Origin of the sequence: Aeromonas sp. QDB20, assembly GCF_027707805.1 — a bacterium.
Classification (GTDB): Bacteria; Pseudomonadota; Gammaproteobacteria; order Enterobacterales; family Aeromonadaceae; genus Aeromonas; species Aeromonas dhakensis.
On sequence record NZ_JAPCJC010000001.1, the window covers coordinates 296910 to 321085 of the forward strand.

The 24176-nt window shown below is 63.6% G+C and carries 14 protein-coding genes; 12 read left to right on the forward strand and 2 right to left on the reverse strand.

The annotated features are described in order from the left end of the window. Nucleotides 1–8: 8 nt before the first annotated feature. A complete protein-coding gene (gene yqeB, locus PG897_RS01300; RefSeq protein ID WP_201883571.1) occupies nucleotides 9–1601 on the reverse strand; it encodes a selenium-dependent molybdenum cofactor biosynthesis protein YqeB in 1593 nt (530 codons plus the stop codon). Nucleotides 1602–1620: 19 nt separating this feature from the next. Next, entirely contained in the window at nucleotides 1621–2469 is an 849-nt protein-coding gene (yqeC, locus tag PG897_RS01305) for a selenium cofactor biosynthesis protein YqeC (RefSeq protein ID WP_201883572.1), read from the reverse strand. Between yqeC and mocA the strand changes: the two genes are divergently transcribed. From mocA to PG897_RS01365, 12 genes are all read left to right on the forward strand, one after another. Continuing rightward, complete coding sequence (gene mocA / locus PG897_RS01310; protein WP_226013829.1) at nucleotides 2468–3103, forward strand: molybdenum cofactor cytidylyltransferase; 636 nt, start codon at nucleotides 2468–2470, stop codon at nucleotides 3101–3103. The two genes, yqeC and mocA, sit on opposite strands and share 2 nt — an antisense overlap. A gap of 420 nt (nucleotides 3104–3523) precedes the next feature. Further along, a complete protein-coding gene (gene ygfK, locus PG897_RS01315) occupies nucleotides 3524–6634 on the forward strand; it encodes a putative selenate reductase subunit YgfK (protein WP_201883574.1) in 3111 nt (1036 codons plus the stop codon). 30 nt (nucleotides 6635–6664) lie between these two features. Continuing rightward, nucleotides 6665–7993 (forward strand): putative aminohydrolase SsnA, encoded by a 1329-nt coding sequence (ssnA, locus tag PG897_RS01320; RefSeq protein ID WP_201883575.1) that lies wholly within the window; start codon nucleotides 6665–6667, stop codon nucleotides 7991–7993. Nucleotides 7994–8074: 81 nt separating this feature from the next. Further along, nucleotides 8075–8851, forward strand: coding sequence for a molybdopterin-dependent oxidoreductase FAD-binding subunit (gene ygfM / locus PG897_RS01325; RefSeq protein WP_201883576.1), 777 nt, complete (start codon nucleotides 8075–8077; stop codon nucleotides 8849–8851). Then, complete coding sequence (locus PG897_RS01330; protein ID WP_201883577.1) at nucleotides 8848–11745, forward strand: molybdopterin-dependent oxidoreductase Mo/Fe-S-binding subunit; 2898 nt, start codon at nucleotides 8848–8850, stop codon at nucleotides 11743–11745. The genes ygfM and PG897_RS01330 overlap by 4 nt, the downstream gene beginning before the upstream one ends. A 95-nt stretch (nucleotides 11746–11840) precedes the next feature. Next, complete coding sequence (locus PG897_RS01335; RefSeq protein ID WP_270828703.1) at nucleotides 11841–13358, forward strand: nucleobase:cation symporter-2 family protein; 1518 nt, start codon at nucleotides 11841–11843, stop codon at nucleotides 13356–13358. A gap of 24 nt (nucleotides 13359–13382) precedes the next feature. Beyond that, entirely contained in the window at nucleotides 13383–14699 is a 1317-nt protein-coding gene (gene guaD, locus PG897_RS01340) for a guanine deaminase (RefSeq protein WP_029302966.1), read from the forward strand. A gap of 286 nt (nucleotides 14700–14985) precedes the next feature. Beyond that, the gene (locus tag PG897_RS01345) at nucleotides 14986–16362 is read left to right on the forward strand and encodes an NCS2 family permease (protein WP_011706033.1); all 1377 of its coding nucleotides are present in this window, start codon (nucleotides 14986–14988) and stop codon (nucleotides 16360–16362) included. 329 nt (nucleotides 16363–16691) lie between these two features. Further along, nucleotides 16692–19010, forward strand: coding sequence for a xanthine dehydrogenase molybdenum-binding subunit XdhA (xdhA, locus tag PG897_RS01350; RefSeq protein WP_201880651.1), 2319 nt, complete (start codon nucleotides 16692–16694; stop codon nucleotides 19008–19010). Continuing rightward, entirely contained in the window at nucleotides 19003–19881 is an 879-nt protein-coding gene (gene xdhB / locus PG897_RS01355; RefSeq protein ID WP_201880649.1) for a xanthine dehydrogenase FAD-binding subunit XdhB, read from the forward strand. Before xdhA ends, xdhB begins: the two co-directional genes overlap by 8 nt. Next, nucleotides 19878–20363 carry a xanthine dehydrogenase iron sulfur-binding subunit XdhC gene (gene xdhC, locus PG897_RS01360; RefSeq protein ID WP_065017101.1) on the forward strand — a complete coding sequence of 162 codons (486 nt, stop codon included), beginning with the start codon at nucleotides 19878–19880 and terminating at the stop codon, nucleotides 20361–20363. The genes xdhB and xdhC overlap by 4 nt, the downstream gene beginning before the upstream one ends. A 529-nt stretch (nucleotides 20364–20892) precedes the next feature. Then, a complete protein-coding gene (locus PG897_RS01365; protein WP_226013828.1) occupies nucleotides 20893–24111 on the forward strand; it encodes an ExeM/NucH family extracellular endonuclease in 3219 nt (1072 codons plus the stop codon). The last annotated feature ends 65 nt before the right edge of the window (nucleotides 24112–24176 follow it).

The window sequence follows — 24176 nt, forward strand, 5'->3', positions numbered from 1 at the left end:
GCGCTGGTTTATCTGCGCTGGGCCAAATGCATCATGGCCTCCAGCACGGCGCCACCGATCGCTCGCGCCTTGTCAGAGACGGTAGTGGGATCGGCCCGCTCGCCCCTGGGGTCGATGTCACCGATCTTGAAGCCGACGGTGACCTCGATGCCATCGCTGAGCAGCCCCCGCACCATGCCGGAGAGCGGCGCGATAATGGGGGCGTCCCCCACATGGGCGATCACATCCCCCTCCTGCACCAGATCGCCGAGCTTGCTCAGGCTCTTCATCACTCCGGCGACAGGGGCGCGTACCACCCGGCGGGTGGAGTGCCCCTCGATCACCCCGGGAATGCCGGTATTGGGCTGGGCAGGGCCCTGATAGATGACCCGGCCCAGATGGTGGCCGCGGTTGGTCTCAATGACCGCATCGCAGTCGCGACCCGCCTCAAAACCCGGGCCAAGGGCCACCGTGATGGGGGCCATCTCCCTGTGGGTGCCGAGATTCTGCTTGGCGAGGATGGCATCCACCAGATAGCGGGGCTTGAGTTCGGCAAGGGTGGTGCAGTCGGGGTCAACCAGCAGCGGTATGACGCCCAGATCCAGCTGCTCGAACGCCTGCTCGACGCTCTCCACCCGCTTGGCTCGCACTCCTTCGACGCGGGTTTCACCGTCGAACATCCCCTGGGCGAAGGCGACGGTGCGGCGGATCACTGTGGGTTTGTCGAGATCCAGCATCACCACCTTGAAACCGGCATGGTAGAGGCGCAGCGCCACCCCGGTGGCGATATCGCCGGAGCCACGCATCACCACCAGCTGATCCCGCTTGAGGCGCACGTCATCCTGCATCAGACCACCCGCTTTACCGTTTTTCACCTGCAGCAGCTCGGCGAGGATGCTGATGGCGATCTCCTCGGGGGTTTCGGCACCTATGTTGTAGCCGATGGGGGCGTGCAGCCGCTGCAGTTGCTCTTGGCTCACCCCTTGCTGGCGCAGGGCCTGGGTGAAGGTCTGCACCTTGCGCTTGCTGGCGAGCAGCCCCAGATAGGCGAGGGGACGGCTGATGAGCCGCTCCAGCGCCTCCTTGTCCTGGTGGTTGGTGGCGATGATGACGAAGTTGGCGGGCTCGATGGCCAGCGCCTCGATCACCGCGCTGATGGTGTCGGCCTGCTGCAGGTGGGTGTCGGCCGGGAAGAGATCTGGGCTGAGGCTCCCCTCGAAGCAATCCCCCACATGGATATCAAAGCCGAGCGGCGCCGCGGCATGGGCCAGTGCCCGGTTGACGTGGCCGGCGCCGATCAGTACCAGGCGGGGGCGCAGGCCGTAGACGTCGATATAGACCGACATGGCGCCGCCGCAATCCGAGCCCACCGCATGTTCGCCGTTGCGGGCCATCCGGCCGTGGAAGATGCGCGGCTTGCGCTCGGCAATGGCGGCCACGGCCTCTTCGATCACCAGCCGCTCTATCATGCCGCCGCCGATGGTGCCGAGGATCCGGCCATCGGCCATCACCAGCATCTGGGCCTGATGGCGCGGGGTGGAGCCGCGACTCTCGATGATCTGGGCCATGGCAAAGGGGGTGTTCTCCTGCTCCAGTCGGGCAGCGTGTGCAAACAGATTCATAAGGTACCTCGTATCATCCTTAACGGGTCAGCGACTGCGCGGCTTCGGGGGCAGGCCGACAGCAAACATGGTGAATGGCGCCGGGTTCACGCACGGCCCCCTGCCAGATGGCGTGGAGCTCGGGGTGGCGTTGCAGCAGGTTTATCAGGGCGGGCAGCCACTGCTGCTCATTTTGATAATCGCCATTGATAAACCAGACCCGGCGCGCCCCGGGCGGGGTGCCCTTGAACGCCCCCTCGGGGTGGGCGATGAGCCGGTCAAACAGGGCCCAGTCGAGCCGTTCACCGGCCGTAATCCCGCACAGGGCCTGCAATTCAGCCCAGCGGTGGATCTGCGCCGGGTCGGCGCTGGCGCCCACCATGGCGCCGCCCACCAGGGCGATCACCCAATCACTGTGCCGAGGAATGCAAGGTTCGTGCAAAGCGGGCGCTTTCAATAACTTGTGATGGGCGCCGTCCGCCTCCACCAGGATGATGTCGAAGCGTTGCTGCCCCTTGAGCAGATCGATCTGCTGAGGGCTCGGCCCCACCGCCTTGCCGCTGGCCCGATCGAGGTGGCTGAACAGCACCAGTTGCATCGGCTCATCGGGCAGCGCCTGGCAGCGGGTCAGCTGACGAATGGGGTCGGCCTCGATCAGCAGGGTGCGCCGAGAGGAGGGGGCGGGCAGAAACATCCGGGTGCTGGTGGTGAGCAGCACCTTCTTGCCCTGTTGATGGAAATAGTCGGCCAGCCAGAAGAGGGTGCTGGTTTTCCCTCCGGCGCCGCAAAGACTAATTAAAGTGGTACGCCCATCAATATTTTCGGTGAGCGGGTTTAATACACTCTCGATATTTGGCGAGGTGAGCAGAATGGGTGATGAAATAGCCATGGCGACGACCGATGAAAATAGAGGCGCGGTCAGTGAGAAGCACTGGCATTCGCGCGAGCGGTGTGACTGCCTAATTACGGCGGCCGGGCTCTCATCACGAATGGGCGCGTGGAAATTGATGCTACCGTATCGCCAGAGCACGATTCTTGATGAGAGTCTCAAAAATGCCCTGGTGCTGTGTGACCGGGTCATTCTGGTGGTGGGACATCGCGCCGATGAGCTGATCAGCCGCTACGTCAATCACCCCCGTATCCGGCTGGTGCACAACCATGATTATGCACAGGGGCTCGGCAGCTCCATCCGTGCGGGGCTCGCCGCCTGTACCAGCGATCACCTCTTCGTGAGCCACGGCGATCTGCCCTGCATCCCCCCCGAGGTGTACCGCACGCTCTGGCAGGCGCGGGGGGACGAGACCCTCTTTCCCTCTTATCAGGGGGAGGCGGGCCACCCCGTGCTGTTGCCCAGAGCCCTTGCCATGGCACTGGCGGCGGCACCGGCACAGGGTTCGGTGCGCCGCTGGCTGCTGACGCACCCCCATCGTTTCATCGAGGTGCAGAGCGCCGCCATCCTGCAGGATGTGGACACCCCGGAGCGCTATCAGGCGCTGCTGGCAACCGAAGCATTCGAGCGCTGAACCGGTCGGCTGGCAGGAGCTTGCCCGGCCTTGGTTTGCATATTTATCCCTTTGTTTAACCCGTTATCAGGGGCCAACAGCGGCCGTTATCATCCTGGCCGGCCTGATAATGGCGCTGGTCTCGCTCTTTATCAAACTGATAGAACGCCGCGCCAAAGTGAGATCATTTTCAGCAACAAGGGCGGCGTTTCCATTATTTAATTTCGGTGTTGATAGCCACTCTCATTGTCGAAACTGGTATCGGCTTTCGATGTTTTATTAATTGGAGGTGCCTCACGTTTTTATGGCTGAAAAATAAAAAGATCCGGCGCTGGCCTGATTGTTGCTCTTGTCAGTTTCAAGGGGCTTTTTATGCGTGGTTGTGGATGGGCCCCATTTATTCACCCTGTCAATGAGCAGTGCCGCTGCAAGGAGATCAACATGGGCGATATTATGCGACCCGTTCCCTTCAAGAACCTTCTGGTCCGTATCTTCTCGGAATATAAAGCGAGTCAATCCATCTTCGGCATTCCCGCCGCGCAATTCTATCGCAAGCAGGACGAGCGCAAGATCAAGGTGTTCGGTGAAACCTGCGAGACCCCCATAGGCCCTGCAGCCGGCCCCCATACCCAGCTGGCCCAGAACATCGTCACTTCCTGGCTGACCGGCGGGCGCTTTATCGAGCTCAAGACGGTGCAGATCCTGGACCGTCTCGAACTGGAAAAGCCCTGCATCGATGCCGAAGACGAGTGTTTCAACACCGAGTGGTCCACCGAGTTCACCCTGCCCAAGGCGTTTGACGAGTACCTGAAGGCCTGGTTTGCCCTCTATCTGCTGGAGGAGGTGTTCGACCCGCGCCTCGACGGAGAGGCCAAGTCCTTCATCTTCAACATGAGCGTGGGGTACAACCTCGATGGCATCAAACAGCCGCCGATGCAGCAGTTCATCCACAGCCTGATGGATGCAAGCCAAAGTCCGAAATTTGCCGAGTACCAGCAGGTGGTGCGAGACCTCGTGGCTGACGAGCAGTTTATCGCCGAGCTGGGACTGGGGACGCGACGCGCTCGCCTGCAACAGCTGGTGGAGCGCATCCCGGCCAAGCTGGTGCACGGCGTCACCCTCTCTACCATGCACGGCTGCCCGCCGAACGAAATTGAGGCCATCTGCCGCTACATGCTGGAAGAGAAGGGGCTCAACACCTTCGTCAAATTGAACCCGACCCTGCTGGGTTACCCGCGGGTGCGCGAGATCCTCGATACCTGCGGCTTTGATTACATTGGTCTGAGCGAAGCGTCGTTCGATCACGACCTCAAGCTGGATCAGGCCAAGGCCATGCTGACCCGTCTGATGGCGCTGGGGGCCGAGAAAGGGCTCACCTTCGGGGTCAAGCTCACCAACACCCTCGGCACCATCAACCGCAAGGGGGCACTGCCCGGCGATGAGATGTATATGTCCGGCCGGGCGCTGTTCCCCCTCTCCATCAACGTGGCGGCCGTGCTGTCCCGCGCCTTCGATGGCAAGTTGCCCATCTCCTACTCCGGTGGTGCCAGCAAGTTCAACATCGCCGAGATCTTCGAGACCGGCATTCGTCCCATCACCATGGCGACCGACCTGCTCAAACCGGGCGGCTACCTGCGCCAGATCGAGTGCCTCAACGAGATCGACGCCTCCGATAGCTGGGCCATGGCTCAGGTGGATGTGGCCAAGCTGGAGGCGCTTGCCGCCAAGGCGCTCACCATGGATTACACCCAGAAGGAGTGGAAGTCTGACGATCGTATCGAAGTGGGCGGCGGTCTGCCGCTGACCGACTGCTACGTGGCGCCCTGCGTCACCGCCTGCGCCGTGCATCAGGATATCCCCGAGTACATTCGCCTGATGGGCGAGGGAGAGTATGTGGCAGCCCTTGAGCTGATTTATCAGCGCAACGCCTTGCCCGCCATCACCGGCCACATCTGCGATCACCAGTGCCAGTACAACTGCACCCGTCTGGATTACGACAGCCCGCTCAATATCCGTGAGCTGAAAAAAGTGGCGCTGGAGCGTGGCTGGGAAGGGTACAAGGCCCGCTGGCACAAGCCGGCAGGCAGCGGTGACAAACACCCGGTGGCGGTGATTGGCGCCGGCCCGGCCGGTCTCTCCGCCGGTTACTTCCTGGCCCGCGCCGGTCACCCGGTCACCCTGTTCGAGCGCGAAGCGGATGCCGGTGGCGTGGTCAAACACATCATCCCCGAGTTCCGCATTCCGGCGGAGCTGATCCAGCACGACATCGATTTTGTCGCCGCCCACGGGGTCAAGTTCGAGTTTGGCTGCGATCCGGCGCTTACCGTCGACAAGCTGCACGCTCAGGGTTTTGCCTATGTCTTCGTCGGCATCGGCGCCGACAAGAATGGCGGCATGTGCCTCGATGGGGGACACGAGCGGATTTATAAATCCTTCCACTTCCTGCGCAGCTTCAATCAGGGCAAACCGCTGCCGCTGGGCCGCCATGTGGCGGTGATCGGTGCCGGCAACACCGCCATGGACTGCGCCCGCGCCGCCCTCAAGGTGCCCGGTGTCAGCGATGTGACCGTGATCTACCGCCGTAGCGAGAAAGAGATGCCCGCCTATCGCGAGGAGGTTCTGGAAGCGGTGGAGGATGGAGTACGTTTTTGCTTCCTCACCAATCCGGAGCGCTTTGACAAAGATGGCAAGCTTGTCGTGCGGATGATGGCGCTGGGGGAACCTGACGAACAGGGCCGCCGCCGTCCGGTGCCCACCGAGCAGACCGAAGTGATGCAGATGGATGCGCTGATCACCGCCATCGGCGAGCAGCCTGACTGCGAGGTATTGAAAGCCATGGGCATTCCCCTTGGCAGCGATGGCTGGCCCGAGGTGGATGGTCAGAGCGGCGAAACCAGCCGTCGCAACGTCTTCCTCATCGGTGACGTGCAGAGCGGCCCGTCCTCCATCGTCGGTGCCATCGGCGGTGCCCGCCGCGCCGCGGATCTGGTGCTGGCCCGTGAGCATATCGCCAGCCAGCAGCGTGATGTGACCAGCCAGCCGTCTGACAAGGACGAGATCTACCGCCGCAAGGGAAACATCGCCGTCACCCTGGTGGACAAGGGGGAGCGGGATGCCTTCGTGGCGCAAGAGGCGCACCGTTGCCTCGAGTGCAACTACCTCTGCAGCAAGTGCGTGGATGTCTGCCCCAACCGGGCCAACGTCGCCATCGCGGTGCCTGGCTTCAAGGACCAGTTCCAGACCCTGCACCTGGATGCCTACTGCAACGAATGCGGCAACTGCGCCCAGTTCTGCCCCTGGCAGGGCAAGCCCTATCAGGACAAGGTCACCATCTTCAGCCTGCCCGAGGACTTCGACAACAGCCGCAACCCCGGTTTCTATCTGGCTGACGGTGGCGAACTGCGGGTGCGTCAGGGCGGCGAGATCTATCGCCTGACCATAGACGCCCAGAGCCGGATCCAGGATGCGCCCGAGGCGCTCGGCGACATGTGCCGGATCATCAGCCATGTCCACGCCCATCACCACTACCTGCTGGGGGCCGTCGCGGCCTGAGCGAACCACGAATAAGCGAAGGAGCCAACCATGTTTATTCTGAAGAACGTCACCGCCGTCCAGCTGGAGCCGACCCGGGTGCTGGAAGGGGTGGATATCGCCATCGAAGGATCGCTTATCAAGGCGGTGGGGCCCAATCTGCGGGCCCTCTACCCGGAGGCCAACTATCGGGAGATGGGCGGCAAGCTGGTGATGCCAGGCATCGTCTGTGCCCACAACCACTTCTACTCCGGCCTGTCGCGGGGGATCATGGCCAACATCGCCCCCTGCCCGGACTTTATCTCCACCCTGAAAAACCTCTGGTGGCGGCTGGATCGGGCGCTCGATGAAGAGTCCCTCTACTACAGCGGCCTCATCTGCTCGCTGGAGGCGATCAAGAGCGGCTGCAGCACGGTGATCGACCACCATGCTTCGCCCAACTTCATCAAGGGCTCCCTGAACGTGCTGCGCAAAGGGTTTGTGGAAGCGGGTCTGCGTGGCATGACCTGCTTCGAGACCACGGATCGCAACGGCGGCCTCGCCGAGCTGCAGGCCGGGGTGGAGGAGAACATCCTGTTCGCCCAACAGATCGATGCGGCCAAAGCCAAGGGGAGCGAACCCTATCTGGTGGAGGCTCATATCGGCGCCCACGCCCCCTTCACCGTGCCCGACGAGGGGCTCGCCATGCTGCGCGAAGCGGTGCAGGTCACCGGTCGCGGTCTGCATATCCATGTGGCGGAAGACCGCTACGACATGGCCCACGGTCACCACCACCATGGCAAGGAGCCCATCGCCCGGCTGGACGAGTTTGGCCTTGTCGACAGCAAGACCCTGATCGCCCACGGCATCTACCTGAGCCCGGCTGACATCGAGCTGCTCAACAGCCGCGATGCCTTCCTGGTGCACAACGCCCGCTCCAACATGAACAACCACGTGGGCTACAACATGCACCTGCCACAGTTTCGCAACCTGGCGCTTGGCACCGATGGTATCGGCTCCGACATGCTCGAAGAGCTCAAGTTTGCCTACTTCAAGCACAAGGATGCCGGCGGCGCCCTGTGGCCCGACAGCTTTGCCCGCTTCCTCTGGAACGGCAACACCCTGCTGGAGCGCAACTTCGGCGCCAAATTTGGCCGCCTGGAGCCAGGTTACAAGGCCGACCTCACCATCTGTGATTACGCCGCACCGACCCCGCTGGCGCCGCGCAACCTCGGTGGCCATCTCGCCTTCGGCATGGGCTCATCCTCGGTCAACAGCGTGATGGTAGAGGGTCGCATGGTCTATCAGGATCGCGAGTTCGCCTTTGACGTCGAGCCCATTTATCAACAGGCCAGCAAGGTGGCGAGCCGCCTGTGGCAACGGATGGATCAGCTGGCCTGAGGCCACCTTCCGCACGTTTTGGACTGGATTGCCCGCCCTGTGGATTTGCCCGGCGGCGGGCTGCAAGAGTAAGGACGACACATGATTGAGCAATTCTTCCGACCCGAACAACTGGGTCAGGCTTTGGAACTCAAGGCCCGCTTTGGCAACGACGCCGTCTACATGGGGGGCGGCAGCAAGCTCAACGCAGCCCCGACCCGCACTGACAAGAAGGTCGCCATCTCGCTGGACAAGCTCGGACTTGGCCAGATTGAGCAGCAGCACGGCCAGCTCCATATCGGCGCCACCGTCACCTTGCAGACCCTGAAAGATGATCCCCGTACCCCGGCCGCCCTGTGCGAGGCGCTGGGGTTTGTCTACTCCCGCCATCTGCGCAATCAGGCCACTCTCGGTGGCGAACTTGCCTGCCAACAGCAGGACTCCCCCCTGCTGCCGGTGCTGCTGGTGCTCGAAGCCGTGGTGGTGCTGGAGAACAACCAGCTGCAGCCCATCGACGCCTACCTGGCGGGCCAGCGCAAGGAGCTGGTGCTGGGGGTGGTGCTGCCTGAGCCCGAGCTGCGCTGCGCCACTCGCCGCATCAGCCGCAACGCCGACGGTCTGGCGGTGATGACAGCCGCGGTGGCCCTCGACGCCCTTGGCGAGATGCGGGTCGCCCTGGCGGGGGGCACGCCGCAACCGATGCGCCTGCGGGACGTGGAGCGTCATGAGCTGCGGGATGCAGCGCTGGAGGCGGCAGTGAGCGCACTGATTGCGCCGCGCGCGGATCTCGGTGGCAGCGTGGCCTACAAGCGCTATATCAGCGGCGTGGTGGTGGCGGATCTGCTGGTGGAGTGCCAGCAGCAGGAGGTACAGGCATGATGGAACTCAACTTTACCCTGAACGGTGCCCTGCGCACCGTCATCGCCCCGGCTGGCGAGAATGCCCAGCGGGTGCTGTTCAACCAGTGTCGGATGCACTCGGTGCGCAACAGCGACGACGGCTTCGGCTTTGCCGGCTCCGACGCCATCCTCTTCAATGGCAAGGTGATCAACGCCTCCCTGCTGATCGCAGCCCAGCTGGAGGGGGCAGAGGTGCGCACCGCCGAGTCGCTGGGCAGCTGGAACCAGCTCAGTCTTGTGCAGCAGGCCATGGTGGACGTGGGCGTGGTGCAGTCCGGCTACAACGATCCGGCCGCGGCGCTCATCGTCACCGACCTGCTTGATCGCCATCCCGAACCCACCCGTGATCAAATCGACGACGCCCTCTCGGGCCTCTTTCACCGCGATGGCGGCTACCAGCAGTTCTATCAGGCCATCGAGCTCGCCAGCTCGCGCCTCAAGGATCCCGATTACCTGTGCCAGATTGCCCCCGAGTTTCGTGACGATCTGCGCCACATCGGCAAGAGCTGCCCGAAAGTGGACGCCGCCAAGATGGTGCAGGCCAAACCCTGCTACGTGGAGGACAGGGTCACCGAGGATGCGCTGGTCATCAAGATGCTGCGAAGCCCCCATCCCCATGCGGTGATCACCAAACTCGACGTGAGCCGCGCCGAAGCCATGGCGGGGGTGGTGCATGTCATCACCCACCTCAACTGCCCGGATGTCTACTACACCCCGGGTGGCCAGAGTGCCCCCGAGCCGTCACCGCTCGATCGCCGCATGTTTGGCCGCAAGCTGCGCCACGTGGGGGATCGGGTGGCCGCCGTGGTGGCCGAGAGCGAAGCCATCGCCTTGGCGGCGCTCAAACTCATCGAGGTCGAGTATCAGGTGCTGCCGGCGGTCATGAGCATAGACGAGGCGATGGCCCCCAATGCACCGCTGGTGCACGACGAGCCCATCGTCTACATGGCCGGAGCGCCGGCGGATCTGGAGCAGCAGAACGCCTGCTCGGTGCGCCGTGGCGACGAGCATATGATCATCAACTTCCCCATCGGCTCTCGCCCGCACGAGAACCTGGCCGCCAGCGTCCATGGCCAGATTGGCGATGTGGCCAAGGGCTTTGCCGAGGCGGATGAAATTGTCGAGCGCACCTACGAATCCACCCAGGCCCAGCAGTGCCCGACCGAGCCGCACATCTGCTTCACCTACATGGATGGTGATCGTCTGGTCATTCACGCATCCACCCAGGTGCCTTGGCACGTGCGCCGTCAGGTGGCGCGCATCGTCGGCATGAAGCAGCACCAGGTGCACGTGATCAAGGAGCGGGTAGGGGGCGGCTTTGGCTCCAAGCAGGACATCCTGCTGGAAGAGGTGTGCGCCTGGGCGACCAGGGTCACCGGCCGTCCGGTCACCTTCCGCTACACCCGGGAAGAGGAGTTCATCAGCAACACCTCCCGCCACGTGGCCAAGGTGAAGGTGAAAGTGGGGGCCAAGAAAGATGGCACCATCACCGCCATCGACATGGATTTTCGCGCCAACACCGGCCCTTACGGCAACCACTCATTGACGGTGCCGAGCAACGGCCCGGCGCTCTCCCTGCCGCTCTATCCGTGTGAGAACGTGCGCTTTACCGTCAACACCTACTACAGCAACATCTGTCCGACCGGCGCCTATCAGGGTTACGGCGCACCCAAGGGCAACTTCGCGCTGACCATGGCCATCGCCGAACTTGCCGAAAAGTTGGGGATTGACCAGCTCGACATGGTGGAGCACAACCGGGTACACGAGGGGGACATCCTCAAGGTGCTGGGGGCCATCGGCGAGGGCAAGATGCCGACTTCTGTGCCCCATGCGGCCAGCTGTGCCCTCGAACCCATCCTCAAGCAGGGTCGCGAGCTGATTGCCTGGGACAGCCCCAAACCCGCCGACGGGGATTGGCGCATCGGTCGTGGCGTTGCCATCATCATGCAAAAATCGGGGATCCCGGACATCGATCAGGCCAACTGCATGGTCAAGCTGGAATCGGACGGCACCTTTATCGTCCACTCCGGTGGCGCCGATATCGGCACCGGCCTCGATACCGTGGTGGCCAAGCTGACCGCCGAGGTGCTGCACTGCCCGCTCGGGGATGTGCACGTCATCTCGGGCGACACCGACCACGCCCTGTTCGACAAGGGGGCCTACGCCTCGTCAGGCACCTGCTTCTCCGGCAACGCGGCCAAGAAGGCGGCCGAGAACCTCAAGGAGAAGATCCTGCTGCACGGCGCCGCCATGCTGGGCGAGCCGGTAGCCGATGTTGAGCTGGCGTTCCCGGGCCTGGTGCGCGGCAAGCTGGGGGAGGTGAGCCTCGCCAAGCTGGCCCACAAGGCCGAGACCGGTACCGGCTTCGGCATCCTGGTGGGCACTGCCAGCTACATCACGTCGGAGCTCGCCTTCCCGTACGGCGCCAACTTCGCCGAGGTGGCGGTCAACGTCAGAACCGGCCAGATCCGGCTCGACAAGTTCTACGCCCTGCTCGACTGCGGCACCCCCATCAACCCGGAGCTGGCGCTCGGCCAGATCTACGGGGCGACCATGCGGGCCATCGGCCACTCCTTGACCGAGGAGATCTGCTACGACGGCAAGGGGATCCCGCTCACCCGGGATCTGAAGAGCTATGGCGCGCCCAAGATTGGCGACATTCCGCGCGATTTTCGGGCCTTCCTGGTACCGAGTGATGACAAGGTCGGCCCCTATGGCGCCAAGTCCATCTCGGAGATCGGGGTCAATGGCGCCGCGCCCGCCATCGCCACCGCCATCCACGACGCCTGCGGTGTCTGGCTGCGCAAGTGGCACTTCACGCCGGAGCAGATCCTGCGCGAACTGGGCAAGCTGGAGCAACAAGCGTCGGCATAACAAAAGAAAAGGTGAGGGGCGGGCGCAGGCTCGCCCCCAGCACCTGACAGCGGAATGAGTACTCCGCCCATATTCTGTGTGATGGGACAATCAAGATGTCTAAAACAACACGCAAGCACTCGGACCTGATTTACGCGCTCGAAGACAAACCACCCTTTTACCAAACCCTGATGGGGGCCGTGACCCACCTGCTGGCCATCTTCGTGCCCATGGTGACGCCGGCCCTCATCGTGGGCGGGGCTCTTGGCCTCTCCACCGAGACCACCGCCTATCTGGTCTCCATGGCGATGATCGCCTCCGGTATCGGCACCTGGCTGCAGGTGAACCGTTATGGCCCCATCGGTTCGGGGCTGCTCTCCATCCAGTCGGTCAACTTCTCCTTCGTCACCGTGATGATTGCGCTTGGCAGCGCCATGAAAAAAGATGGCCTGCACGAGGAGCTGATCGTCTCGACCCTGCTCGGGGTCTCCTTCGTCGGGGCCTTCCTGGTGATGGGCTCCTCCTTGGTGCTGCCCTATCTCAAGCGGGTGATCACCCCGACCGTGAGCGGGGTGGTGGTGCTGATGATTGGCCTGAGCCCCATCAAGGTGGGGATCATCGACTTTGGCGGCGGCTTCTCCGCCATGAGCAGCGGCACCTTCGGCAAATACGAGCACATCGGCCTGGGGCTGCTGGTGCTCTGCGTCATCGTCGCCTTCAACTGCAGCAAGAGCCCCTTGCTTCGCATGAGCGGCATCGCCATCGGCCTGCTAGTGGGCTATGCGGTGGCCCTGATGCTCGGCATGGTGGACTTCTCCGCCCTTGAGAACCTGCCGCTTATCACTGTGCCCATCCCGTTCAAGTACGGTTTTTCCTTCGATCTGCACGCCTTCGTGCTGGCTGGCACCATCTATCTGTTGAGCGTGCTGGAGGCGGTGGGGGACATCACCGCCACCGCCATGGTCTCCCACCGGCAGATCCAGGGGCCCGAGTTTCAAAAACGGCTCTCCGGCGGCGTGCTGGCGGACGGCCTGGTGTCGGTGATCGCCTCGGCGCTCGGCTCCCTGCCGCTCACCACCTTCGCCCAGAACAACGGCGTCATCCAGATGACCGGGGTGGCCTCGCGCCATGTGGGCAAGTTCATCGCCGTCATCCTGGTGCTGCTCGGCCTCTTCCCGGTGGTGGGGCGCTTCTTCACCACCATACCGTCACCGGTGATGGGGGGAGCCATGGTCATCATGTTCTCCATGATCGCCATCGCCGGCGGGCGCATCATCATCAGTCACGGCTTCGATCGGCGCGAGACCCTGATCGTCGCCACCTCCCTGGGTCTTGGGCTTGGTGTCTCCTACGACCCGAACGTCTTCAAGGTGCTGCCGGCGGGGATCTACATGTTGGTGGAGAACCCCATCTGCGCCGGCGGCATCACCGCCATCATCATGAACCGGGTGCTGCCCCAGAGCCGCAGACGCAAGGCGGCCGCCAATGCCGCCGAGGCGGTGGAGCTGAGCCAGCTGAGCGACAAACCCGACACCCGTTTTGCCACCCGGCCCGTCTCGTCGGCCACCGCCCGCCAACAGGGGCTGGCGACGGACGAGGCCCAGGTGCGCGCCCCGCAAGTGGATCGCGGCTAACGAACAACAAGAGGGAATTGAGAGATGAAAAACGACAACTCTGTCAAGGCGGTGCGTGGCAGCTTCTTTGACATCACCCGGGTGGTGAGCCAGCCCGAGGAGATCGAGCCCAATGCCCGCCTCATAGAGGATGGCCTGCTGATCATCCGCAACGGCTGCATCGACTGGTTCGGCCAGTGGGAGGAGGGCCGTGATCGCATTCCGGCCCAGGTGCGGGTGCGGGACTATCGCGGCAAGATGATAGTGCCGGGCTTCGTCGATACCCACATCCACTACCCGCAAAGCGAGATGGTGGGGGCCTATGGCGAGCAGCTGCTGGAGTGGCTCAACCGCCACACCTTCCCGGCCGAGCGGCGCTACAACGATCTCGAGTACGCCCGCGAGATGTCCACCTTCTTCATCAAGCAGCTGCTGCGAAACGGCACCACCACGGCGCTGGTGTTTGGCACCGTCCACCCCGAATCGGTGGATGCCCTGTTCGAGGCGGCCAGCCGCATCAACATGCGGATGATCGCCGGCAAGGTGATGATGGATCGCAATGCCCCAGATTATCTGCTCGATACTGCCGAGAGCAGCTATGCGCAGAGCAAGGCGCTCATCGAGCGCTGGCACGGCAACGGTCGCTTGCTCTACGCCATCACGCCGCGCTTCGCCCCCACCTCGACCCCGGCGCAGCTGGCGATGGCGAGACGACTGCGCGAAGAGTACCCGACCACCTATCTGCACACCCACCTGTGCGAGAACAAGGACGAGATAGCCTGGGTAAAATCCCTCTTCCCAGAGCATCAGGGCTATCTCGACGTCTATCACCAGCACGGGCTGACCGGCCACAACTGCGTGTTTGCCCACTGCGTCCATCTGGAAGAACAGGAGTGGGATTGCCTGAAAGAGACCGGCTCCACCATCGCGTTTTGTCCCACCTCCAATCTGTATCTCGGCAGTGGCCTCTTCAAGCTGCACAAGGCGTGGCACAAGCAGGTGAAGGTGGGGATGGGCACCGACATCGGCGCCGGCACCACCTTCAACATGCTGCAGACCCTCAACGAGGCCTACAAGGTGATGCAGTTGCAGGGCGAGCGCCTCTCGGCCTATCAGGCCTTCTACCTGGCGACCCTGGGCGGCGCCCATGCGCTGGGGCTGGACGAGCAGATCGGCAGCTTCGCGGTGGGCAAAGAGGCGGACTTCGTGGTGCTCGACCCGGTCGCCACCCCGCTGCAGCAGCTGCGCTACGACAACTCCACCACCTTGCGCGACAAGCTGTTCGTGCTGCTGACCCTGGGGGATGACAGATCCATCTACCGCACCTATGTGGATGGTCAGCTGGTGCACGAACGGGGCTGATCCGGTTTTCAAAGGAGTGGGGCGGGCATGCTCGCCCCGGGAACACGGCAGCAGGGGCCAGCGTGGTGCCTGCGCCGCACGACAGGCGAGGCGCTTGCCCCGCCACAGCAGGTGAAATGGCCCGGTTTTTTTTAGACGGCAAGTTAAACGTTTGCCTTGTCTGCCAACCCCATGATGCCGGCGACCGTGGCAGCAGAGATCCACGGCACCGACCGCCATTTCGACACGACACATTCAGGGATGCAGGAAGGAGTCGGCCATGAGCCAGACAAACAGGATAAACGAGATGGACGGGGCAGTTGCGGACAAGGGGGCGGCGGCGGGACGACAGCCCGCCGGCGGCGCACTAGATCGCTACTTCATGATCAGCGAGCGAGGCAGCAACGTGCGCCAGGAGGTGCTGGCGGGGCTCACCACCTTCCTCGCCATGGTCTATTCGGTGATCGTGGTGCCCAGCATGCTCGGCAAGGCGGGCTTTCCCCCCGGCGCCGTGTTCGTGGCCACCTGTCTGGTAGCGGGTTTTGGTTCGCTGCTGATGGGGCTCTGGGCCAAGCTGCCGATGGCCATCGGCTGCGCCATCTCGCTCACCGCCTTTACCGCCTTCAGCCTGGTGCTGGGGCAGCAGATCTCCATCCCGGTGGCGCTCGGCGCCGTCTTTCTGATGGGGGTGCTGTTTACCGCCATCTCGGTGACCGGGGTGCGCAGCTGGATCCTCGACAACCTGCCGATGGGGATCGCCCACGGCACCGGTATCGGCATCGGGCTCTTCCTGCTGCTGATCGCCGCCAACGGGGTGGGGCTGGTGATCAAGAACCCGCTGGAGGGGCTGCCGGTGGCGCTGGGGGCCTTTACCTCTATGCCGGTCATCATGTCTCTCATCGGGCTGGCGGTCATCGTCGGGCTGGAGAAGCTTAAAGTTCCGGGCGGGATCCTGCTGGTGATCATCGCCATCTCCATTTTCGGCCTCATCTTCGATCCGGCGGTCAAGTACCAGGGGCTGTTCGCCATGCCGAGCCTCGCCGACGAGCAGGGCAAGTCCCTCATCTTCAGCCTGGACATCATGGGGGCGCTCTCGCCGCTGGTGCTGCCAAGTGTGCTGGCGCTGGTGATGACAGCGGTGTTTGATGCCACCGGCACCATTCGCGCGGTAGCGGGGCAGGCCAACCTGCTGGACAAGGATGGCCACATCATCAACAGCGGCAAGGCGCTCAGCGCCGACTCCATCAGCAGCATCTTCTCCGGTCTGGTGGGGGCCGCGCCGGCCGCCGTCTACATCGAATCGGCGGCGGGCACGGCGGCAGGCGGCAAGACCGGCCTCACCGCCACCGTGGTGGGGGTCTTGTTTTTGTTGATGCTGTTTCTCTCGCCGCTCTCCTACCTGGTGCCGGCCTATGCCACCGCACCGGCGTTGATGTACGTGGGGCTCTTGATGCTGAGCAACGTCGCCAGACTCGATTTCGATGACTTCGTCGGGGCCATGTCCGGCCTGCTGTGCGCCGTCTTTATCGTGCTCACCTGCAACATAGTCACCGGCATCATGCTGGGCTTCAGCGCCCTGGTGATCGGCCGCATCTGCTCGAAGGAGTGGCGCAAGCTCAACGTCGGCACCGTCATCATCGCCCTGGCGCTGGTGCTCTTCTACGCCGGCGGTTGGGCCATCTAGTCCGCATCGCGTCCTTCTTTATCGCGGGGCCAGCCTCTCTTGGCCGGCCCCGCGCTGCAAACCGCACTCATACCATTTTGATAACGGGGCTTACCAGATTGATAACGCCGCCCGACACTGGCGCCGCCGAGTCATCCATGGGGAGCTGCTGCGGGGCCGGTCACGGCCATGACGGAGAGCCTGATGGGCGCCGGATGGGATCTTCTTCACACTTCTTCCCTTTGCTCGCCGCCTTTGCCCCCCGCTTGGCCCGAGGTGCCGGAAACGGGCGCATATCTTGCTGTTTTTATACCGGTTCTGATTTTTTCTGCCTGACAAAGGACTTGCATATGTCCATAGGATTACCGCTCAAGCGGGTGGATGCCGAGGCCAAGGTGACCGGCAGCGCCCGCTACACCGACGACAACATCATGCTCGGCATGCGCCACGCCAAGTACGTGCGAAGCCATATCGCCCACGGCAAGGTGCTCACCATCGACGCCAGCGACGCGCTGGCCCTGCACGGGGTCGAAGCCGTGTTCACTCACGAGGATGTGCCCACCACCTGTTTTCGCACCGCCGGTCACGCCTGGTCCCTCGATGAGACCAAGCGTGACGTGAAAGACCGGCGCCTGCTCACCGACCATGTGCGCCACTTCGGCGATGGCGTCGCCATCGTGGTGGCCCGCGATCCCCTGGTCGCCGAGAAGGCCGCCGCCCTGGTCAAGGTGACCTACGAGCCGCTGCCGGTGATGACGGATGCGGCCAGCGCCCTGGCCGAGGGGGCTTATCCCATCCACCCGACCGGCAACCTGCTGCGCCAGAGCCAGATCCGGGCGGGTGAGCCGGAGCAGGCCATCGCCGCGGCCGACTTGCAGTTCAAGGGGCACTACCAGACGCCGGTGGTGCAGCACTGTCATCTGGAGACGGTGACCTGCTACGCCTACATGGATCAGCCGGACCACATCATCGTCGTCACCAGCACCCAGATCCCCCAGATTGTGCGCAGCCGGGTAGCCAAGTCCCTCGGCCTGCCCTGGTCGAGCGTGCGGGTGATCAAGCCCTACATGGGCGGCGGTTTTGGCAACAAGCAGGATGTGCTGGAAGAGCCGATGGCGGCGTTTCTGAGCTACCAGCTCGGCGGCGTGCCGGTCAAGGTGACCTTGAGCCGGGAGGAGTGTTTCTTTGCTTCTCGTACCCGCCATGGCTTTGCCATCGACGGCACCCTTGGCATCAGCCGGGATGGCACCCTCAAGGGGTATCAACTGGACGTGCTCTCCAACACCGGCGGCTATGCCTCCCACGGCCACTCCATCGCCAGCGCCGGCGCCAACAAGATAAGCTACCTCTATCCGCGCAGCGCCTTTGGCTATGACGCCAAAACCTTCTACAGCAACCTGCCCACCGCCGGTGCCATGCGCGGTTACGGCGCGCCACAGGTGGTGTTTGCCCTCGAATGCATGCTGGACGATGCCTGCGCCGAGCTGGGTCTGGATCCGCTTGCGGTGCGCATCGCCAACGTGGCCCGCGAGGGGGATGTCAATCAGGTCAACCAGAAGACCATCTACAGTGCGGGTTTGCCCGAGTGTCTGCGTCGGGGTGGCGAGCAGTTCCAGTGGGAACGGCTCAAGGCCGAGTGTCTGGCGCAGGATCCGGCGAGTCGGGTACGGCGCGGTATCGGGGTGGCCTGTTTCAGTTATGGATCCAACACCTATCCGGTGGGGGTCGAAATTGCCGGCGCCCGCATGCTGCTCAATCAGGATGGCACCGTCAATCTGCAGATCGGCGCCACCGAGATAGGGCAGGGATCGGACACCGTCTTTGCCCAGATGGCGGCCCAGACCTTAGGCATTCCGTTTGAGCAGATCCGGGTCATTTCGACCCAGGATACCGACATCACCGCCTACGATCCGGGCTCGTTCGCCTCGCGCCAGAGCTATGTGGCGGCCCCCGCCATCCATCAGGCTGCGCTGCAGCTGCGGGCCCGTATCCTTTCGCTGGCGGCCCAGCTCTGCCATCAGGATGTGGGATCGCTCACCCTGATCGACGGTTACGTGGTGCTGGCCGGCGCGCCGGACAAGGTGCTCATCAGCGTCGCCGAGGTGTCGGTCAACGCCTACTACCACCTCACCATCGGCGGCCAGATCACTTCCGAGGTTTCCCACAAGACCACTACCAACCCGCCGAGCTTTGGCTGCACCTTCGTCGATCTCAGCGTCGACATCGATCTCTGCAAGGTGACCATCAACCGCATCCTCAACCTGCACGATGCGGGCAAGATCCTCAACCCGCAGCTGGCACAGGGGCAGGTGCACGGCGGCATGGGGATGGGGATCGGCTGGTCCCTGTTCGAAGAGATGATCATCGACGCCAAAACCGGCGTGGTGCGCAACCCCAACCTGCTCGACTACAAGTTCCCCACCATGCTGGACTTGCCCGATCTCGAATGCGATTTCGTGCAGACCTACGAGCCCCAGTCGGTCTATGGTCACAAATCCCTAGGGGAACCGCCCATCATCTCGCCGGGCCCGGCGATCCGTAACGCCATCCGCATGGCGACCGGGGTCGCCATCAACGAGCTGCCCATCACCCCCAAGACCCTGTTCCGGGAGTTTGTCGCGGCGGGTTTGATTGGCGAGGGATCAGGGGAGGAGCAACGCCATGTTTGATATTGCCCGTTACTACAAGGCCCACAGCGTGGCCGAGGCGGTCGCTCTGCGCCAGGCCGACCCCGAAGCGCGTCTCTTGGCCGGTGGCACCGATGTGATGATCCAGCTCCATCACCTCAACGCCGCCTATCGTCATATCGTCGATATTCACGACTTGCCGGAACTCAAGGGGGTGAGCGAGCTGGCCGACGGCGCTATTCGCATCGGCTCTGGCACCACCTTTACCGAGCTCATCGAAAACGAGCTGGTGCAGCGCCGCCTGCCGATGCTGGCGGAAGCGGCCGCCACCATTGCGGGTCCGCAGATCCGCAACGTCGCCACCTATGGCGGCAACATCTGCAACGGCGCCACCAGTGCCGACTCGGCGGCGCCCACCGTGGCGCTGGAAGCAGAGCTGGAGATCGCCGGCCCCGATGGCACGCGCCGCATCCCCATCGCCGGTTTTCACACCGGCCCGGGCAAGGTGGCGCTGCAACCGGCGGAAGTCCTGGTAGCGTTTCACTTTACCCCGGACGCGCACCCCCAGGTGGGCTCCCACTACTTCAAGTACGCCATGCGGGGCGCCATGGACATCGCCACCATAGGCTGCGCCGCCTACTGCCAGATTGAGGATGGTCACTTCAAGCGCCTGCGGCTGGCCTACGGGGTGGCGGCCCCGACGCCGGTGCGCACGCCCCACGCCGAAGCGGCGGCCGAGGGGCAACCGCTGACCCGGGCGACGCTGGCGGCCATTGCCGAGGCGGTGGTGGCCGATGTGGCGCCGCGCTCCTCCTGGCGGGCAGAAAAAGAGTTTCGCCTGCACCTGATCAAAACCCTGGCGCAGCGGGTGATCGCCTGCGCCGTCGAACGTGCCGGAGGCAAGATCCTATGATGCAACCGCAAAGCTGTCCCACTGTTGCGATCCAGTGTGAGATCAACGGCAAGCCTTACTCCTATGCTGTGCCGCCCACCATGTCGCTGCTTCACTTCCTGCGCGGGCAGGGGCTGATCAGCGTGAAAGAGGGGTGCAGCGTCGGCGAGTGCGGCGCCTGTACCGTGCGGGTGGATGGCACGGCTATCGATAGCTGCCTCTATCTGGCGGTGTGGGCCGATGGCAAATCCATTCGCACCGTGGAGGGGGAGCGGCAGGGCAATGAGCTCTCCGACGTGCAGCAGGCCTTTATCGACGAGGGGGCGGTGCAGTGCGGTTTTTGCACCCCGGGCCTCGTGATGGCAAGCGCCGCCCTGCTCGACAAGACAGATCGCCGACCCTTAACTGATGCGGAGATCCGCCGCGGCCTGTCGGGGAATCTGTGCCGCTGCACCGGTTACCAGAACGTGGTGCGGGCGGTGAAGAAGTGCTGCAAGGGGTGATGGGGTCGCCCCTCGATTAGCCTCGCAAACCGTCGTTCGGTGCTGATATGACAGCGCCTGAAATATGCCGGGAGGGTTATTTTCACCCCGCCGGTCAAACACGCATCCCGTTATTTCGGGCGGGCACTGGGGAACAAGCATACTGCACTGCCGGGCTGTCAGTACAAATAATAAGCAGCCTGGTCCGCGCAGCGGTCTGGAAATGGCAAGCGACTGTTTTTACGCACTATGTCAACTTGTGTCGCCATCTTGTGCGCCTCTTTTGCATATTGGCGGCAGCAAATACCGGTGGGCGGGAAATAACGGAAAATAACGGCAAGGGGGCGAAAAAAAAGCCCCTTTTTCGTCACGTGGCCGCAACATTTTTCTGTAATTGTTAGCCAGCTCGCGGCGGCCCTGCGCCGAAACGGGCAGAGTAGGCGCCGTGGTTGGCCGAGGCCGCCATGATGCTCAATCAGAATCGTAACAAGGTGCTGCGGCCCGCCTGGCGGGGCGCAAAACATAACGTCAAAAAGAAAAGGAAACTGGCATGTCAGGAAGACACTCTCTGGTAGCGCTGGCCGTCGGGCTGGCGCTGGCGGGACAGGCACAGGCACAGCTGCTCATCAGCGAATACCTGGAAGGCTCGGGCAACAACAAGGCGGTGGAGCTGAGCAACCTCGGCAGCGACGCCGTCGATCTCTCCCAATACCGGTTGGCGCTCTACGCCAACGGCAAACCCATCAGCGAATCACCTACCAACAGCCTGGCGCTGCAGGGCACCCTGGCCCCGGGCGCCACTCTGGTGCTGGCCAACCCCTCCGCCAGCAGCGAGATCCTGGCCAAGGCCAACCGCACCAGCGGCAACCTGGTGTTCAACGGTGACGACGCCCTGGTGCTCTATCGCGGCAGCGAGATAATCGACAGTTTCGGCCAGGTGGGGGTGGATCCGGGCACGGCTTGGGTGTCGGGCAACGTCTCGACCCTGGACATGACCCTGCGCCGCAAGGCCACCGTCACCACCGGCCGGACTGATGCAACCGCCCCCTTCGATCCGGCGCTGGAATACGTGGCCGCCCCGAAAGATGACGCCAGTGGCCTGGGTTGCAGCGGCGATGGTCCCTGCGATGGCACCCAGCCGCCCGCCTTCGTCTGTCCGGTGGACAACCTGGTGCCGGTGCCCGCCATTCAGGGCCCAGGCAACAGCAGCCCGCTGGTGCCGGCCGGCAAGTTTGAATCGGAACAGGCCTACGCCACCCGCGGTGTGGTGACTCAGGTAGTGAACGGCCTCTACAAGGGCTTCTTCATCCAGGATGAGCAGGGGGACGGCGATCCGGCCACCTCCGACGGCCTCTTCGTCTACAGCACCAAGGCCAACGCCGCCATCGTGCCGGGTGCCGAGGTGTGCGTCTCTGGCAAGGTGAAAGAGTATTTCAACCAGACCCAGCTCAACGCAGACGAGCTGGTGGTGACCCGGCCCGCTGGGGCCGTGCCGGCTGCGGTGGATCTGGTGCCGGTGGCGGGGGAGAGCCTGAGCCAGCTGCTGGAGCGTCACGAGGGGATGCAGGTGCGGCTGGTGCCTGGATCCAGCCTGGTAGTGACCCGCAACTTCAGCTTCGATTACGACGGCAAGCGCAACAACCTGGTGCTCTCTTATGGCGCGCCGCTCATCAAGTCGACCCAGAAGTTTGCCGCCATGAGCGAGGAGGCGAGCAACTGGGCCCTGCGCAACCAGCAGAACCAGCTGGTGGTGGAGACCGACGCCAAGGCGCCGGACGGTGTGCTGCCCTGGTTCCCCGGCTTCAACGCCGAGGACGGTTACCTGCGCATCGGCGACAAGCTCAACGGGCTGGAAGGGGCGCTCGGTTACTCCTACAACCTGTTCCGACTGGTGGCCAGCAACCGCATCGATGCCAGCCAGATAGATCACAGCGGCTGGGATCGGGTGGAAACGCCGGAACTCGCCGAGGCGGGGGATCTGCGGGTCGCCAGCTTCAACGTGCTCAACTTCTTCACTACTGTCGTGGGTGGCGATGCCAACCCCACCGGCAGCAATCGGGGCGCCCTGACGGTGGCGGAGTTCGAGTTGCAGCGCACCAAGATCGTCAGTGCCATCACCCGCCTCAATGCCGACGTGGTGGGGCTGATGGAGATAGAGAACAACGGCTACGGCGACAACTCCGCCATCGCCAACCTGGTGGCGGCCCTCAACGCGGCCCTGCCGGACGAGGCGGATCACTACCGCTGGATTGCCTCGCCGGATGGCAAGTCCATCGGCACCGACGCCATCACGGTGGGGCTCATCTACCGGCCCGCCAAGGTGACCCCGGAGGGGGCCGCCAGCCTCATCGCGCTGCCGGTGCAGCAGGCCGAGGCGCAGGACGCCAGCGGCAAGCCGGTGACCATCAATCAGGGGATGCGCGAGTCGCTGGTGCAGCGCTTCAGCTCGCCCAAGGGGGATGCGCCGCTGACCCTGGTGGTCAACCACCTCAAGTCCAAGGGCTCCGCCTGCTTTGAGGATTACCCCGACTATGCCACTGCCGATCCGCTGGATGGCCAGGGCCACTGCAACGCGCTGCGGGTCTCTGCCGCCAAGGTGCTGGGGGAACAGCTCAAGGATCTGGCCGGGGATCTGCTGCTCATTGGCGACATGAACGCCTACGGCATGGAGGATCCCATCCGGGTGCTGACCGACTATGATCCGGCCGCCCAAGCGCGCCAGATCATGAGCGCCTCCTTCACCACCCTGGCGGGTCAGCCTTTCGAGGAGAGCGGCAGCGCCTTGGGCAAGGGGTATGGCCTGGTGAACCTCAACACCCGCTTCCACGGCACCGACACCTACTCCTACAGCTATGAAGGGGAGCTCGGCAACCTGGATCACGCCCTGGCAAACCCGAGCCTCGCTGCCAAGGTGATCGGCATCGAGGATTGGCACATCAACTCCGCCGAGAGCAACTTCTTCGAGTACGGCACCAAGTACAGCGGCCAGCTGGCGAAATCCGAAGGGCCCTTCAGCGCCTCGGATCACGATCCCGTGCTGGTGGCCATCCAGTACCCGCTGCCGCCCGCCGGGGTCTTGAGCCTCGAGAGCGCCGCTGCGAATGTAGAGGAGGGCAACACCCTGACCTTGAGCGTGGCGCGCCGTGACGGCAGCTATGGGGAGGCCAGCGTCAGCTATCGCATTGCCTACGGCAGCGCGGACGCAAGCGACGTGGCGCCACTCACCGGCACCCTGCACTGGGCCGCTGGCCAGAGCGACAGCCAGACCATCAGCATCCCGGTGAAGAGCGACACCCTGAACGAGGGGGACGAGACCTTTACGCTGGAGCTGTTTGATGCGAGCGGCGCGACCCTGGGCGAGCAGCACCAGACCCTGGTGACCATCAAGGACAAGCTGGCGCCGTCCACCATCTCGCTGGCGCACGCCAGCCTGACGGTGAACGAGGGGCAGTGGTTTGCCGAGATCCCGCTGGTGCGCAGCGGCGATCTGAGCAAGCCGGCCCGGGCTCGGGTGGCCCTTGACGGGGTTACGGCGCGCTGGGGGCTGGATTTCCTGCCCTGGTTCAGCCAGACCGTGAGCTGGGCCGCGGGCGAGGGGGGCAGCAAGTCGGTCAAGGTGCTGATCATCGATGACTGGTTTGTCGAGCCCACCGAGCAGTTCAAGGTAAGCCTGGCCGCGCTGCAGGGTGCCCAGCCGGGCAACCTGCAGGAGGCCCGGGTCGACATTCTCGACAACGACAAGTCCTGGTGGCCCTTCGGGCGCCACTGAGGATGACTCCTCAATATAAAAAGGGGCCTGCGGGCCCCTTTCTGTTGTTGGCCACCTTGTTGTTG